Source organism: Niallia sp. MER 6 (assembly GCF_023714395.1).
GTDB lineage: Bacteria > Bacillota > Bacilli > Bacillales > Cytobacillaceae > Niallia.
On record NZ_JAMAUK010000005.1, the window covers coordinates 122,906 to 137,920 of the forward strand.

General features: G+C 38.7%; 11 protein-coding genes, 1 tRNA gene and 1 riboswitch. Of the genes, 7 read left to right on the forward strand and 5 right to left on the reverse strand.

The genetic code is table 11. The annotated features are described in order from the left end of the window. Positions 1–78: 78 nt before the first annotated feature. The 3 genes from M3600_RS09220 to M3600_RS09230 form a co-directional block, all read right to left on the reverse strand. Positions 79–1,089 (reverse strand): AraC family transcriptional regulator, encoded by a 1,011-nt coding sequence (locus tag M3600_RS09220; RefSeq protein WP_251645492.1) that lies wholly within the window; start codon positions 1,087–1,089, stop codon positions 79–81. A gap of 263 nt (positions 1,090–1,352) precedes the next feature. After that, positions 1,353–1,426: transfer RNA gene (locus tag M3600_RS09225), tRNA-Arg, on the reverse strand. Between the two features lie 92 nt (positions 1,427–1,518). Then, complete coding sequence (locus tag M3600_RS09230) at positions 1,519–2,319, reverse strand: helix-turn-helix domain-containing protein (RefSeq protein WP_251645493.1); 801 nt, start codon at positions 2,317–2,319, stop codon at positions 1,519–1,521. A gap of 200 nt (positions 2,320–2,519) precedes the next feature. Here M3600_RS09230 and M3600_RS09235 point away from each other — a divergent pair, with 200 nt between their 5' ends. From M3600_RS09235 to M3600_RS09245, 3 genes are read left to right on the forward strand one after another with little or no spacing between them, the layout of a single operon-like run. Beyond that, a complete protein-coding gene (locus tag M3600_RS09235) occupies positions 2,520–4,469 on the forward strand; it encodes a primary-amine oxidase (RefSeq protein ID WP_251645494.1) in 1,950 nt (649 codons plus the stop codon). A 54-nt stretch (positions 4,470–4,523) separates the two neighbouring features. Continuing rightward, positions 4,524–5,096 (forward strand): hypothetical protein, encoded by a 573-nt coding sequence (locus M3600_RS09240; RefSeq protein ID WP_251645495.1) that lies wholly within the window; start codon positions 4,524–4,526, stop codon positions 5,094–5,096. Positions 5,097–5,112: 16 nt separating this feature from the next. Further along, positions 5,113–6,540, forward strand: a complete 1,428-nt coding sequence (locus M3600_RS09245; RefSeq protein ID WP_251645497.1) for an APC family permease — start codon at positions 5,113–5,115, stop codon at positions 6,538–6,540. 51 nt (positions 6,541–6,591) lie between these two features. Here the strand turns inward: M3600_RS09245 and M3600_RS09250 are convergent, their stop codons facing one another. Together M3600_RS09250 and M3600_RS09255 are read right to left on the reverse strand one after the other, a co-directional pair. Beyond that, on the reverse strand, positions 6,592–8,286 hold the full coding sequence (locus M3600_RS09250; protein ID WP_237941581.1) for a methyl-accepting chemotaxis protein: 1,695 nt from the start codon (positions 8,284–8,286) through the stop codon (positions 6,592–6,594). After that, positions 8,270–9,919 carry a pyridoxal phosphate-dependent decarboxylase family protein gene (locus M3600_RS09255; protein WP_233313569.1) on the reverse strand — a complete coding sequence of 550 codons (1,650 nt, stop codon included), beginning with the start codon at positions 9,917–9,919 and terminating at the stop codon, positions 8,270–8,272. The genes M3600_RS09250 and M3600_RS09255 overlap by 17 nt, the downstream gene beginning before the upstream one ends. 92 nt (positions 9,920–10,011) lie before the next feature. Next, positions 10,012–10,097, reverse strand: a riboswitch (cyclic di-GMP riboswitch). Between the two features lie 288 nt (positions 10,098–10,385). Here M3600_RS09255 and M3600_RS09260 point away from each other — a divergent pair. From M3600_RS09260 to M3600_RS09275, 4 genes are all read left to right on the forward strand, one after another. Beyond that, on the forward strand, positions 10,386–10,835 hold the full coding sequence (locus M3600_RS09260; protein ID WP_251645681.1) for a GNAT family N-acetyltransferase: 450 nt from the start codon (positions 10,386–10,388) through the stop codon (positions 10,833–10,835). Positions 10,836–10,862: 27 nt separating this feature from the next. Then, on the forward strand, positions 10,863–11,858 hold the full coding sequence (locus M3600_RS09265; protein ID WP_233313570.1) for an AraC family transcriptional regulator: 996 nt from the start codon (positions 10,863–10,865) through the stop codon (positions 11,856–11,858). Positions 11,859–11,987: 129 nt separating this feature from the next. Then, positions 11,988–13,343: a glycoside-pentoside-hexuronide (GPH):cation symporter gene (locus M3600_RS09270; RefSeq protein WP_251645499.1), complete on the forward strand. Its 1,356-nt coding sequence runs from the start codon at positions 11,988–11,990 to the stop codon at positions 13,341–13,343. Then, the gene (locus M3600_RS09275; RefSeq protein WP_251645501.1) at positions 13,340–14,905 is read left to right on the forward strand and encodes an alpha-L-rhamnosidase-related protein; all 1,566 of its coding nucleotides are present in this window, start codon (positions 13,340–13,342) and stop codon (positions 14,903–14,905) included. The genes M3600_RS09270 and M3600_RS09275 overlap by 4 nt, the downstream gene beginning before the upstream one ends. Positions 14,906–15,015: the final 110 nt, after the last annotated feature.

The window sequence follows — 15,015 nt, forward strand, 5'->3', positions numbered from 1 at the left end:
TATTTCTGAGTTTTATAAAAAAAAATGTACCTAAACCGCTGGTTATTTCAGTCGGCTTAAGGTACATAAACATGTTAGTTATTCAAGAATATTTTTTTCTAAAATCACACGTTTACGGTAATCAGCAGGAGTTGTATGATAATACTCTTTAAATTTTTTATAAAAATGATTGAAATTAGTGTAGCCTGCTTCGTCAGCAATCCGATTTATTTGCATTTGTGTGTTTTCGAGGAGAAGCTTTGCTTGACGGAGGCGAAGCTCTTGCACCATTTCACTGAATGTTTTACCGATATTTTCTTTCAGCAGCCTGCTCAAATAATTAGGATGGAAGTGAAAATGCTTCGCAACCTCCTTTAAGCTTGTTGTTAAATAATGCTCTTCAATATATTGGAGTATATCAACAATGGCAATACTTGAGACATCTTCTGCCAACGTCTTCGGTTGTTGTTTAGACATTCTCATAAGTTCTGTAAACAATAAGACGATATGGCAGCTGAGTACCTCTTGGCCGCCAATATCAGGATTGTAATATTCTAATAATCCAGCATCCACACAATTTCTAATTTTTTCATTTCCTGATGAAGGAAAGTAAAGGTAACGGCCTTTCATTTTCGGTTTGTAGATGGCATCAATCACAAATTTAGATATGAGATCATTCTCAGTCAAACGGGCAAGAATATTATGATTGAAATAAGTTTTGCGGAGGAGAATATTAATAATGACGGTGTCTTTATCTGCCTTTTGGATGGTATGCATGACATCTGTATCCAATATCGTCAAGTCGCCTTCCTTCATCACAACTGTCTCTCCATTAATCCATTGTGTAAATCCGCCAATATAGGCATAGCTTATTTCTAGAAAGTCATGCTTATGTACTTTAATATCGACATAACGGGGATGTTTCATGATGGTAATCTTGTCTGTCTTGTTCATTAAAGAATCTGCTGACAGAACTGCATCCTCAGCACTCTGTGAAGCTGAATTTAGACTGGATAAAATCTCATGCAGATCATCCGTTCCAGATGCCAAGGCAAATGCCTCAATTTCATTTTCTGAAAGCAATTTTTCCCTCAAATTATTAACCAACATAGCCTCACCATACCCTTGTCTTTAAATAACTGCTTTTTTAGGATAATGATTTAAATAAGTAAAACTAACACTATGATAATGATATAAAATGATTATGACACCGCTTACAAGTTTTTAGCAAGCGTTTTATTTAATAATTACTATTTTTTTAAAATGGCTGTAAACAATTAGGGGGAGAAGCAATAAATATAAGCAGTTTTTTGCAGAGAATTTAAGACGCAGACAGAAAAAAGCCGGCAGCAAAGTGCCAGCTTTTATGATGACGTCCCTGGAGGGAATCGAACCCACGACACACAGCTTAGGAGGCTGCCGCTCTATCCTACTGAGCTACAGAGACATGAAATATGCTACCTTAAGAGGATACAACATCGGGCGAATTCTGTAAAGTAATTAGCTCTGGAAACCATTCTTTTCCTTTTTAAAATAATATTAAGTCAGCGAGCAAATGCCTTTATATTGGATTGGCGTAATATGCATGTACTTTTTGAAGTCCTTATAGAAATGAGATTTGTCATAAAAACCAAAATTATCTACTGTCTTTTCGTTAATTGCTGAATTGTTAGCGAGCAGGCTTTCCACTGACTTTTGCAGTCTGACAATTTGGCTAAATTCTTTTGGAGAAAAGCCAATATAATGTTCAAACTTTTTGCGGATATAACGGTCAGAATAACCGGTTAGGGAAGATAATTCTTTCATATTTAACATTCCGTGAGAGGTATAAATCTTTTCAAGACAATACGAGGTTAGGTTCAAGTCGTAATTGCCGCTCTGAGTCTGTGATTGTAGAAAGAAGGCAAATCGGTGGATGCGTTCATTTAATGTTTTTAATTGGGCTAATTCCTCCAAAATAGAAGGATGGCAACGGATGATATCAAAAAAGGATATTTGTTTGTAAGCATTAATTTCCTTCATGGAGCATTGGAACCGGAGGCTCGTTTGCTCTGGATAAAAACGTACACAGAAATAGTCACAGTCTGCCATGAAATCATAAGTGCAGCGTTCGACAGGGCTGGTAGCTACGACAGCAAACGGATTGTGCGGATGAAAGCAAAAAAGCACATCAATACAGCCATCTGGTATGACAGGTAAATGGACAATCGAAGTATTCTGAACTCTAAATTGATAGAACAAATAAATCTCCTGCCGCAAAAACGCAGGAGGTTTTGCTTCTTCATAATAATGGCTGTACCTTTTCATTTCAGGCTGAGTGGGATTGAATAGAAAAGACATAAAATTCCTCCTACGATACGTAATTTCTTACATAAGCAAGTTGTTAAACATTATAAGTTAACCGTTTATGATTGCACCACAATAATGTTAAATTATCTTACATAGTTTTTATAGGTGAACTAACATGTTCCGTTTTTTACAATGTTTATATTCTGAAAATTAAGTATATTTAGTTCAACCAAAAACAAGGAGGAACTAAAATGAGTGTTCAAAGTGTTATTAATAAGGTCAATCACCCCCTCGAACCATTAACAGCTGAGGAAATAACAAAAGCAGTAGCCATTCTTAAACAGGAAAAAAACCTTGCTGAGAGTATTCGCTTTTGCACAGTCGTTTTAAATGAACCAGATAAGGATGTTGTTCTTCAATATAAGGTAGGTGAAGACATTAATCGCGAAGCTTTCCTTATTATTCTAGACAATGAATCGGAACAAACTTTTGAAGCAATAGTTTCAATCACTATGGGAAAGGTTCTCGAATGGAACCATATCCCGGGGGTCCAACCTGGTATAATGCTGGATGAGTTTGAGGAATGTGAACAGGTTGTGAAGAACAGTCCTGAATTTAAAGAAGCTCTAAAAAGAAGAGGAATTACAAATCCCGACCTTGTTATGGTAGATCCGTGGTCTGCTGGTAACTTTGGGGTCAAAGAAGATGAAGGGAAGCGGCTGGCAAGGGCAATCTGCTGGGTGCGAAAATTTCCGAATGATAATGGCTATGCGTACCCATTAACAGGGATTGTCGTATATGTCGATTTGAATAAAATGAAAATTCATCGTTTTGAAGATCACGGCATCCGTCCACTGCCGCCTCTTGATGCTAATTACACGCCAGAGGCAACAGACTGTATTACATTAAGAACAGACTTAAAACCACTGGAAATAATTCAGCCGGAAGGTCCAAGCTTTGAGGTGGAAGGACATTATATTAAGTGGCAAAAATGGCATATTCGTTTCGGTTTTACGCCAAGAGAAGGTCTTGTCCTTTATACAGTTGGTTATGAGGATAAAGGAGTAGTGCGACCAATTCTTTACAGGGCTGCATTGTCAGAAATGGTCGTTCCGTATGCAGACTCAAGCTTTGCTCACAATACTCAAAACGCCTTCGACGCAGGTGAATATGGAATGGGGCAGCTGGCAAACTCGTTGACGCTGGGCTGTGACTGCTTAGGGGAAATTCGCTATTTTAATGCCGTTATGACAGACAGTAAGGGAAATGTGCGGACAATACCGAACGCTGTATGTCTACATGAGGAGGATTATGGAATAGCCTGGAAGCATACTGACTGGAGAACTGAACAGGTAGAAACACGCCGGTCTCGCAGGTTGGTGATTTCTTTCTTCTGTACGGTCGGGAATTATGATTATGGTTTTTATTGGAGCTTTTATCAAGACGGCACCATTGAGAATGAAGTAAAGCTGACAGGCATGCTTAATACAGGAACATTTGATGAGAGTGGAAAATCAAAATATGGAACAGAAATCGCTCCAAAGCTGAACGCCGCTTATCATCAGCATTTCTTTAATTACAGAATAGACACTATGCTTGATGGTATGAACAATTCTGTTATGGAAATCAATACCTTGCCTGAAGAACAAGGAGCAGACAATCCGCACGATAATGCTTTTTATATTGATACAAAGGTCTTTAAGACAGAATTGGAGGCACAACGAACGTTAGATTTGGCAACACAGCGGACATGGAAGGTGATAAATCCCAATTCTCTAAATGCTGTTGGAACACCTGTGGGATATAAGATTATGCCAGGAGAAAATTGCCTGCCGTTCGCTCGAGAAAATTCAAGTGTAATGAAACGGGCCAGCTTTCTTAAACATCATCTTTATGTAACAAAGTTTGATGATAAGGAAAAGTACGCTACAGGCAACTATCCAAATCAGCATCAAGGCGGTGACGGTTTGCCAAAGTATATATCAAAAAACCGGAATATCGAAAATGATGATATCGTACTTTGGTATACAATGGGGCACCATCATATTACAAGACCAGAAGATTGGCCAGTAATGCCAACAGCTTATATCAATTTCCAGCTAAAACCAGTGGGCTTTTTCGACCGAAATCCAGCTTTGGATTTGCCTCGGCCAAAAGCGAAAACAGCTTGTCACTCTAATTCTAATTGCAGTACGAATTAAAACAAGAAGGAGAAGAAAATAATTTTCTTCTCCTTCCAGTTTGGAGGGGAATTCATGATAAACGGAATAAGTTTGTTGATGGTAATCTTATATATTATTTCCTTTGGATTGAGCCAAAAGTTAAAAAAATTTAAGTTAGTCAGTCCATATGCATCGTGTATTCCTATGTTTTTGTCCATGACAAGTAGTGTGACAATTGGATTGCTGCTAGCTGTATGGTTTCCTGGGTTTTTTGCATTAATGACTGTTTTAGCTATCATTTTAAGCGCTGCTCTTGCTGTTTTTTCAGGAAAAGATTTTGGAGTCAAAGGAATAATGGAAGCACAAGCCTCAAGCCTGATGGGAGCGATGATGGGAACCATGCTCGGTGTGATGCTTACAGGGATAGAAGCAATCTTCATGATTCTTGCTATGGATTTCCTATTTTTAATTAGCGTTTACTTCGTCCTGTTACTGTTGACAAAGGATACAGTAACAAGTAATCCCGCTGCGTTTAAAGGGAAGCTAAAGGTCTTTTCTGCATTTTTTATAATGAATATTATCCTTATCAGCACTGTAGGCTTTGCCGAAACAATGAGCAGTGAACAAGGGGAATTGGATACGAGCATTCATAATCACTCACATTAACAAGGAGGAATAACATTTGGAGCTGCAAAAGAAAAATAGTGCCCAGCAGGATTCACTCACAGCAAAATTCGGTTATGAACAAGAATTACATGGATCGATGAATATTATTCAATTGACGGCCTTTGGGCTGAACTACATGCTGCCATTAGCGCCTGCTGTTATCTTCGGCGTCCTTCTGACGACGTCCGGCGGCACAGTCGCCCTGCCATTTTTGCTCGCAGGATGTGCCATGCTTTTGACTGCAAACAGCTATTCTGTTATGGTGAAGAATTTTCCGTTAGCAGGTTCAGTCTACAGCTATGTAGGAAGAGGTTGGAATCCTCATCTTGGTTTTTTGGCAGGCTGGGTTATTACTTTAGATTATGTGTTAATACCAACTGTCACCTCTGTGAGTGCAGCTTATCTCGTCCAACAATATTTTCCTGGCATTCCTTTTTGGGTGTTACTTGCAGCTTTCTCTATTGGTATTGGGATACTAAATTTATTCGGTGTAGAGCTGATGTCAAAAATGGGGATTTGGTTTCTACTACTTGGTGAATTTGTTGTTTGGGGTTGTATATTAGTCTGGGGCAGGGCAGTTTATGCAAATGATGTGGGAACAGGAACATTGTTTAGTACTCAGCCTTTTCATTTTGATAGTCTAGAAGGATTAGTTGGCGCAACATCTTTGGCGGTGCTCAGCTTTTTGGGGTTTGATGCAATCACCACAATGGCTGAGGAAACGCGAAACCCCAAAAAAGATATACCAAGAGCAATTTTTCTTTGTGTTGGTATCGGCTTAGTCACAATGGTAGTGTGCAGTTATACAGCGATGCTAGTTATTCCTGACTGGAGGAACTATGTGAGTGATGAAAATTGGATTAACACTGTGTTATATCAAGTGTCTGTGATTAGTGGAGGAGAAGGATTTGGGCTTTTTTACAGTGCTGGCTTTTTGAGTTCACTTGCAGTGTTTAACCTCGTGGCAACTGCGGCGGGGTCAAGACTATTATATGGCATGGGACGTGATAATCTTTTGCCAAAGGGAATATTTGCAGGAGTCAATAAACGCTTTAATACGCCACATTATAACATTATGATGATTGTTGCTATTGAATTTATTCTTGGGAGCACTGTAGATATCGGTACCATTTCGAATCTAGTAAACTACGGCGCCTTTTTTGGATTTGCTGCACTGAATCTTTCTGTTATCTGGCTGTATTATGTGAAGAAGAAAGGGGAGGGACTTAAACTTAATAGCAGTCAAATTTGGAAGCCAACAGGCTGGAATCATCTGCAATTTTTTGTATTACCGGCACTTGGGTTTGCCGTCATCGTATATGTATGGGCTGGTATGGACAGACTGGCGCTGCTTCTCGGCACGGTGTGGCTGGTGCTAGGAATCTTCTTTTTGTATAAGCGAACAAGTGGATTTAAGACGCTGCCGCCTCAGTTAGATCAATAGCATAATAGGGTGTCTAAAGAAAACTTTAGACACCCTGTTAAATTAACCTTATTACAATTTAAACTTCTTAACACTGTCGCGCAAACTTTCAGCCATTGTCGACATAGTGGAAGCTGAATTTGCAATTTCTTCAAATATGGCCGTTTGTTCTTCTGAGGTTGCTGCAATTTGTTGAACATTACTTGTTGTTTCAACAGATATTCCGCTAAGCTCCTCCATTGATTTGGAAACTTGCTGCACACCATTATTCATATCCTCAATCGCAACATTAACTTCTGTGATTTGCTTGTTAACTCCTTCAACTGACTTTTGGATGTTTACAAAAGCACCTCTAGCCTGGTCAAACGTTGCAACTCCATCTTCTAATTTGCTATAGCCGGTGTTCATTGCTTCTACAGCGTTGGAAGATTCTACTTTTATCGTTTCTATTTTATTTGTAATGTCATTTGCAGCAGTTCTAGATTCTTCGGCTAATTTTCGTACTTCCTCCGCTACGACTGCAAATCCTTTACCGTGCTCACCAGCTCTTGCAGCTTCAATCGAAGCATTTAATGCCAATAGGTTAGTTTGGTCTGCAATTGCAGTGATTAATGAAATAATTTCACTGATTTCATTCGTTTGTGTACTTAATCTATTAACAACTTCAGAAGTATGCTTCATCGATTGATGAATAACATTCATTTGCTCAATCGCTGAGTCAATAACCATTGATCCATTCGTGGCAATATCAGCAGTTTGATTTGAGTTTATGGAAACTTCTTTTGCATTATCAAAAATGAGTTCCATTCCTTTAGAAACATTAAATATTCCTTTGTTCATTTTATCAATATTTTGCGTCTGATTTTCGACACCATTTGAAACTTCCTGAATAGATTCAGTTACTTGAACAACAGAAAGATTTGTTTGCTCTGCACTTGAGCTTAGTTCTTCAGCGGTTGTCGAAACTTCTTGGGCGTTCTTAGCAATTTTATGGATAAGAGTGTTAAGGTCTGTGACCATATGCTGAACTCCACTTGCAAGCTGTCCGATTTCGTCTTTTCTGTTTATATTTAAATCTTTTATAGCCAAGTTGCCATCAGCAACCTCATTTACGTAGTCCTTTAATGAAATAATCGGTTTAGTAATTCTTTTGCTGACAAAGTAGGCAATGACTATTCCTAAGATAATAAATATCAGTGTTAAAGCTAATGACGTATAAAGGGCTGAAGATTTTAAGCTATTGATAAAAGAAGCATCCATATCAACTCCAGCAATCATATCTGTTCCTTTAATAGGTGCAAATATCGATTTGTGAATGCCGAATTCATCCTTATAAATGTCGCTGAAATGAGTTGTTCCCTCAGAAAGAGTTTTTTTCATTTCATCTGAGAAAGTATAGTCTGAACCCTGCGCATCTGTGTTGCTTAAGGCAACAATGTATTCTTTATTATCCTTTTTCGCTAGAACATAAGTATTTTCAACCTCATGTTTTACTTGGTATTGATTTACTGTAGTTATTAGCTCGTGATAGCTTGTGCTGCTTCCGCTGTCGGCGCTTTGAACTATAGCTGGATCAATATTTTCTACCATGTCATTTAGAACAGTTTCTAAGCGATTCTCAAATTGATCAATAACATAATTATTGATAATATTCATCGAAAAAGTATAAAGAGTAGCACTAAAAATAACAGAAAATATAGCAATCGGTATAACAAAATCTAGAATATTTTTAAATAAGATCGATTTATTTCTAGATGGTAACTTCAATTTTTAGTCCCTCCATCTTTTTAATAGAATTTTCAATCGCGTTAATAAAATGATCGATATGTTCTACTTCCGTATATGGAGAAATGGAGAATAATTTTGCTACATAAATCGGCAGGCGCTCTTTTGAATCACTAGCATTCACTAAGCATTGTTTTTTCGTATCTCCAAAAAACACATCTTCCCGCTGTTGACCAAGTATTTCAAATAATTCATTGTTTAATTCGTTTGTATGTAAGATTTGTTCTGTCGTTGCTTGGCCATTTTGTTCTAAATCCCAATGAACTGTATCTTGATAGAGTCGGAATGTAGTAATAGGACCGATATTTTGATAGTTTGTGATACCCATATTAGGAATTCTTGCTGTTAATTTTTTTCTAAACTCAAGATTTACGCGTACATAATTAGCGAGTATTTGCTGGTAACCTTCCACGCCGAATGCCAATAAAGCAGCATATATTGCGATGGCACTTCCCATTCTTGAACACTCTAACGTATAACCTGTATGGTAGCTTCCATACCCACGATTACCGACATAAGGTGTTTCGAATTCTTCCAGATCAAGCAGACCAAGATCTTCGCCATTTTTAATTAAGAAAAGGCTTGTTAAATATGGTGTTTGACCAAGCTTTTGGAAATCAAAGCATAAGCTGTCTGCCAAGGAGATATGCTGCATTCTTTCATTAATATGACGCAGTCCCTCTAAAACCTCTTTTTCAAACCCAAGAGGATTTTGGGTGAAATCATAGGATGAAAATAGGGAATAAAAACCGCCTAAAGCAGAATCGGCATGAATATGTATTGGTTTTAACTGATGCTTTTTCTCTATTTCTGTTGTAATTTCTTTGATTTGCTTTACATCATCAATGCCGAAACTATCTGTTGTTCCAGTAGTTGCGACAACATATACAGGGATACCGCCTTTTTGAATGACTTCTTCCAGTTTACTTCTGAAATCTGTCATATCCATCGCAAAGTCATTGCCTGCTTTCACACGAATTAAATGGTTGCTTCCAATTCCAGTTGCTTCAACAGATTTTAACAAGCTGTAGTGAGCATTTTCAGAAGCAAAGCAGTATAGGTTATTAGGGATTCCTTCTTCTTTAGCATGCGGGAATTGCTTGGCAATTGCTAAACGGAGACCGCTGAAAACAGCTCCTTGGCCACCCCAAGTTGTATAACCCCAGCTTTTTTTGTAATCATAACCAACCAGCTTGGACATCATGGAAATAACTTTTACCTCTGCTTCAGAAGCTGCCGGACCATATACATCCCATAAGTTATTTCCATTTAGAATCGATGTGGTTAATAGTCCAATAATCCCAGGTATGCTTGCCATTGGTAATACATTCGTTACGAAATTTCTTGTATGGTAAGGATGTCCGTTTGATAGATCAACTAGTTTTTTGACTATTTCCTCCATATCCATTCCTGATTCGGGAGCTGCCGCAGACTCCACGATTTCTTTGTAGAAATCATCACTTTTCTCTTGCATTGGACCTAATGTAGCTTTGTTTGGATCTTTTTTGCTGTCAATACCGGCAATAAGTTGTTCAATATAACCTAATAGCCTTAATTGCTGCCCGCGATCTCCATCCTCACTTGGAAATAACTGCTGTACTTTCTGTAAATCCATAATTTCCTCCTTATGATATGTATTGGATGCCTTTATGTGTTCTAACAAAAAAAGCCCTTAAAGAATCAAGGGCTGCAAAGAATATGGAAACATCCTGCAACCCAGCCGTCGTAGCTTTATACGCCTTAGACCTGAAGCTTTGCGTCCTCATCTTTCAATGAGTTTGCCAGAAAAACAAAAAGTATGTATGTAATGAACGTATTTTCTATCGTCCAAATTTCCTATTTTTTTAGGAAAATATTAAAGTTCATAAATTCTAAATATTAAATCTAAAGAGATTATTCCTACCTAAAGAAGTTGGATGTGCATTGTTCATGCGGAAGATGCGATCCTTAAGGAAAACTGGTAAGCTTGCCGCCAAAGCACATGATTTATGAAAGAGTCCTATTTTAACTTTTTTTGTTAGAAATTTGTACAAATTCATATATAATAAACGGATAAAATACACTTATCGAGGAGATTTATGATGGAATGGAATTTGAAAGCATTTAATGAGCTAAATACTGTTGAAATTTATACGATTTTACAAGAAAGAACAGCTGTGTTTGTTGTCGAGCAAAATTGTCCTTATTTAGAGGTGGATGGAAAGGATATTGAATCCTATCATTTGTTCGCCCAATTAGACGGAGAAATTGCTGCCTATGCAAGAATATTGCCAGCAGGGGTGTCTTACAAAGAAGCGTCAATCGGCAGAGTGCTCGTTAAAAAAGCATACAGAGGACAGGGCCTCGCCCATGATTTACTGAAAAAAGCAATTATGTTTATCCAAGATGACCTAAACGAGACAGCAATCAAGATTCAGGCTCAGAGTCATTTAGAGAAATTTTACGCTTCATTTGGGTTTAAGTCTATTTCTAGTAGTTACTTAGAGGATAATATTCCTCATATCGATATGCTGCTCACTTTTTCAGAGTAAGAGGGAGGTTATATTGGGAAAGGGAGAGTGGCTAAGTTGAATCTCCAGCAGCTTGATGAATTATTGCGAAGTCTTGATTATATTGAAGAACTTCAAATTAAGACAGGAGAAAATGTGAATGACTTTGATGGTCATGAATTACATATAGAAAATGGGGATGCAATCCCTAGAATGCGGGAAGAGTATTTTTTTCATAGAGGACCAATATTTATAAATAAACATCATCGCTATGCAGACATGCCTTTGCATATGCATTCCTTTATAGAAATCAATTATGTGTATTCAGGCACATGCCGCCAAATTATAAATGGTGAGGAAATACTATTAACGAAAGGACAAGTATGTATTCTTGATACAGATGTTCCACACAGTATTCCTGCACTGGGGAAGGATGATATCCTCGTCAATATCATTATGAAGAAAGACACCTTCTCCACTGCTTTTTGGTCGCAATTTACAGGGAAAGGTGTCGTTTCTGAATTTTTACTGAATGCTATAACAGAGAATCAGCTTCATGACAGATATATTCTGTTTCATTCAGAGCAGCATGACGAACTGCAGCATACTATCAAAAAATTGCTGTGTGAGTTCTTTTTTCCGACAGACTATTCGACAGATATTATTAATGCCTTGCTGCCTGTTTTGTTTTTTGAACTGATGCGAATTTATCAGCTTGATAAAAACTTCGAAACTTACGAAAAAATCGGCCGCACGAATATGATGGAAATTCTTCATTATATTGAAAATAACTATAAGGACTGTACATTAACCTCACTTGCAAAGGTATTTAACTTTAATCCAAATTACTTAGGCAATATGCTAAAAACGCGCACCGGCAAGACGTTTATTGAACTGCTACAGTCACAAAGAATGGTTAGAGCAGCTGTTCTCTTGAAAAACACCTCTAAAAGCATCGCTGACATTGCCTATGAAATTGGTTATGAGAGCAGCAGCTTCTTTCATCGCAAATTTAAGGAGCATTATCATTGCACACCATATCAATATCGGAAAAAGGGGAATTGACACAGCTTAAGACCTCATCTGTAAAAAGAGCATATTTATCTGTAAACCGTTTATTGTATCCGTATTCAGAAAGCGTTTTAATAAGTGTAAGAACTAGTTCGACTTTTTGAATCACAGGAGGTAATGAGAATGAACGGAGCAGTAAGTGTATGGCGTCAGCGCATTGGCTATGGCGCCGCTGATTTTTCATGTAATCTCGTTTGGCAGATGATTGGATTATATTTAATGTTTTATTATACAGATGTTGTCGGCATTGCAGCCGCCCAAGTAAGCTTATTGTTTTTGCTGACAAGAATAATTGATGGTGTTGCTGATGTATTGATGGGAATCATCATTGACAAGACTAACACAAAATGGGGCAAATCACGGCCGTATTTCCTATACGGAGCCATCCCGTTTGCTTTGCTTGGTATACTGGCCTTTTATGTACCGGATGTGGGTCCTGCTTCTAAGCTGCTTTATGCATATATTACGTATACAGGTCTGTCGATTGCTTATACGATGGTTAATATCCCGCTGGCGTCCATATTGCCGAACTTGACAAGTGATCCGCAGGAGCGGACAATGCTTGCAACTGTTCGGATTATCTTTGCCTTGTTCGGCTCGACAGCTGTCAGTGTACTGACAATGCCGATGGTAAATACATTAGGTAACGGGTCCCAATCTCAAGGCTTCTTTTGGACAATGGTTATCTTTTCTGTAATCGCTTGCTTTTTATTCTTCTACACATTCCGCAATGTGCGCGAGAAGGTTGTTGTACAAGCAGAAAAAACAACTGTAAAACAAGCAATATCTACATTGAAAGGCAATAAGCCTTACTATGTTTTTGCAGTGAATATTTTGTTTATGTGGGGAGCCTACTTCTTTCAGCAAGGAGCGCTTATCTATTATTTTACTTATAATCTAGACCGAGCAGACCTTGTTGCCCTGATTGCAGGTATCGGGTCATTCGTTCCTATTGTCGGCACGGTGTTAACACCGGTTATTGCAAAAAGAATGTATAAGCGCACACTATTTATGATTTCAAGCGCCGTTAATTTAGTAGGACTTTTCATTATGCTGGCGGCAGGCGGCAATATTGCGATTCTTATTACAGGTGCTATTGTGTCAGCGATTGGCCATGGAGCACGGCAAAGCATCTACTTTTCCATGCAGGCAGACCCTGTTGATTATGGGGAGTGGAAAACAGGTATCAATGCTGCTGGGATTTTGAGTGCGTTGAATGGCTTTATCGGAAAGGTAACGATGGCAGTTGCCGGCGCCCTTTTTGGCATGATGCTGACATGGGGGAATTATGTGCCGAATGAAGTGCAAACGAAAGAAGCATTGCTGGCAATTAAAATGGGCTACCTTATTATTCCGGCAATTTGTGTGATTATTTCGATGATTATTATGCGTTTTTATAATCTCGACAAAATCTATCCGCAAATCAGAGCCGAAATTGATGCCCGCATCAAGACGGAAACAAAGGAGGAAGCCATATGAACTTTCAAAAAATCGACGACCAAGTGATTGTCCGAAACGAAGGGTTCGAAGAAACCGCAGAAAAGCTAAAGCCTGTTCTTCACGAAACAGCTGTTAGTCCTAAAGCTTTGGTTAAAGTCAAAGCGGATGAAGCTGTAATCCATGGATGGAAAACAGAATTTATCGCACCAATCAGCGCATTATCGCAAAATGACTATGGTAAAAACGATTCCTTCATTCTAGATTTTGGCGACCACTATGTAGGATATCTTTCGTTTGATGTTCGTCCTGTCGGAAGCCCTCCCGATGCCCCGCTAAAGCTGCGTTTAACAATCGGTGAAATGCCAGTTGAAATGGCAGAGCCGTTCACAGATTATGATGGCTGGCTAAGCAGTTCATGGCTGCAGGAAGAAACGGTTTATGTCGATGTGCTCCCAGGTGCTATCACACTGCCGCGAAGATACAGCTTTCGGTACGTTAAGTTAGAAGTTTTGGCTACATCACCAAAATACCGTGTCGCGTTTGAAAATGTAGAATGCAGGGCCGTAACTTCTGCTAATCAAATAGGGGTGGCAACGTTACATGAAGATCAACTGTTACAAAGCTTAGATGAAATCAGCATAAAGACACTAGCTGATTGCATGCAAGATATATTTGAGGATGGTCCAAAACGCGACCGCCGCCTCTGGCTGGGAGATCTGCGGTTACAGGCACTCGCAAACTATGAAACTTTTCAAACAAATGATCTTGTGAAACGCTGTCTGTATTTGTTTGCAGCAGTTCCTGATAAAGGCGGCCGAGTTGCTGCAAATGTATTCGTTGCCCCACAGCTGATTGCTGATGACACGTATTTATTTGATTATTCGTTATTTTTCTTGTCAACACTACGTGATTATTATGCTGCTACAAACGATTTAGAAACCTTGAAAGAACTGTGGCCGACTGCATACAGACAGCTGGAGCTTGCCTTAGAACGTTTGGATGAAAATGATATTCTTAGAGACTCTCCTGACTGGTGGTCGTTCATCGACTGGCAGGATGGGTTGAACAAGCAAGCACCTTCACAAGGGGTTTTAATCTATGTAATGAAACAGGCAATAGAGCTTTCAAGTATCCTTCAAACAGAGCAAACGGAATATTTAAAGCTGCGGCTAAAGGAAATTATGGCAGCAACAAAAGAGCATCTATGGGATGAAGAGAAGCAATTTTTTGTGAGTGGGCAAGACCGCCAAGTTTCATGGGCCAGCCAAATTTGGATGGTGCTGGCAGGTGTTCTCCCACAGCAAGAAAATCGACAGCTGTTAAACCGTTTGTTTCAAGAAAACCCAGATATCGGCATTGCAACACCGTATATGTACCACCATTTAGTCGAATCATTGCTGCATGCGGGGGACAAAGACAGAGCCATTCTGGAAATGAAAGCATATTGGGGAGGCATGATTAAGGACGGAGCAGATACCTTCTGGGAGCTTTATAATCCTCATGACAAGAAATTTTCCCCGTACGGAAGCTATCTTATCAACAGCTATTGCCATGCATGGAGCTGTACGCCAACATATTTGATTCGAAAATACAATTTATAAGAAAGTAAGAGGCAATCGCAACATGATTGTCTCTTTTTTTGTAAAGGAGTGTTTCCGATTGTTTATTCTTATGTTATTTTAGTATAGATGTAAAAATATAGAAGGTGAGG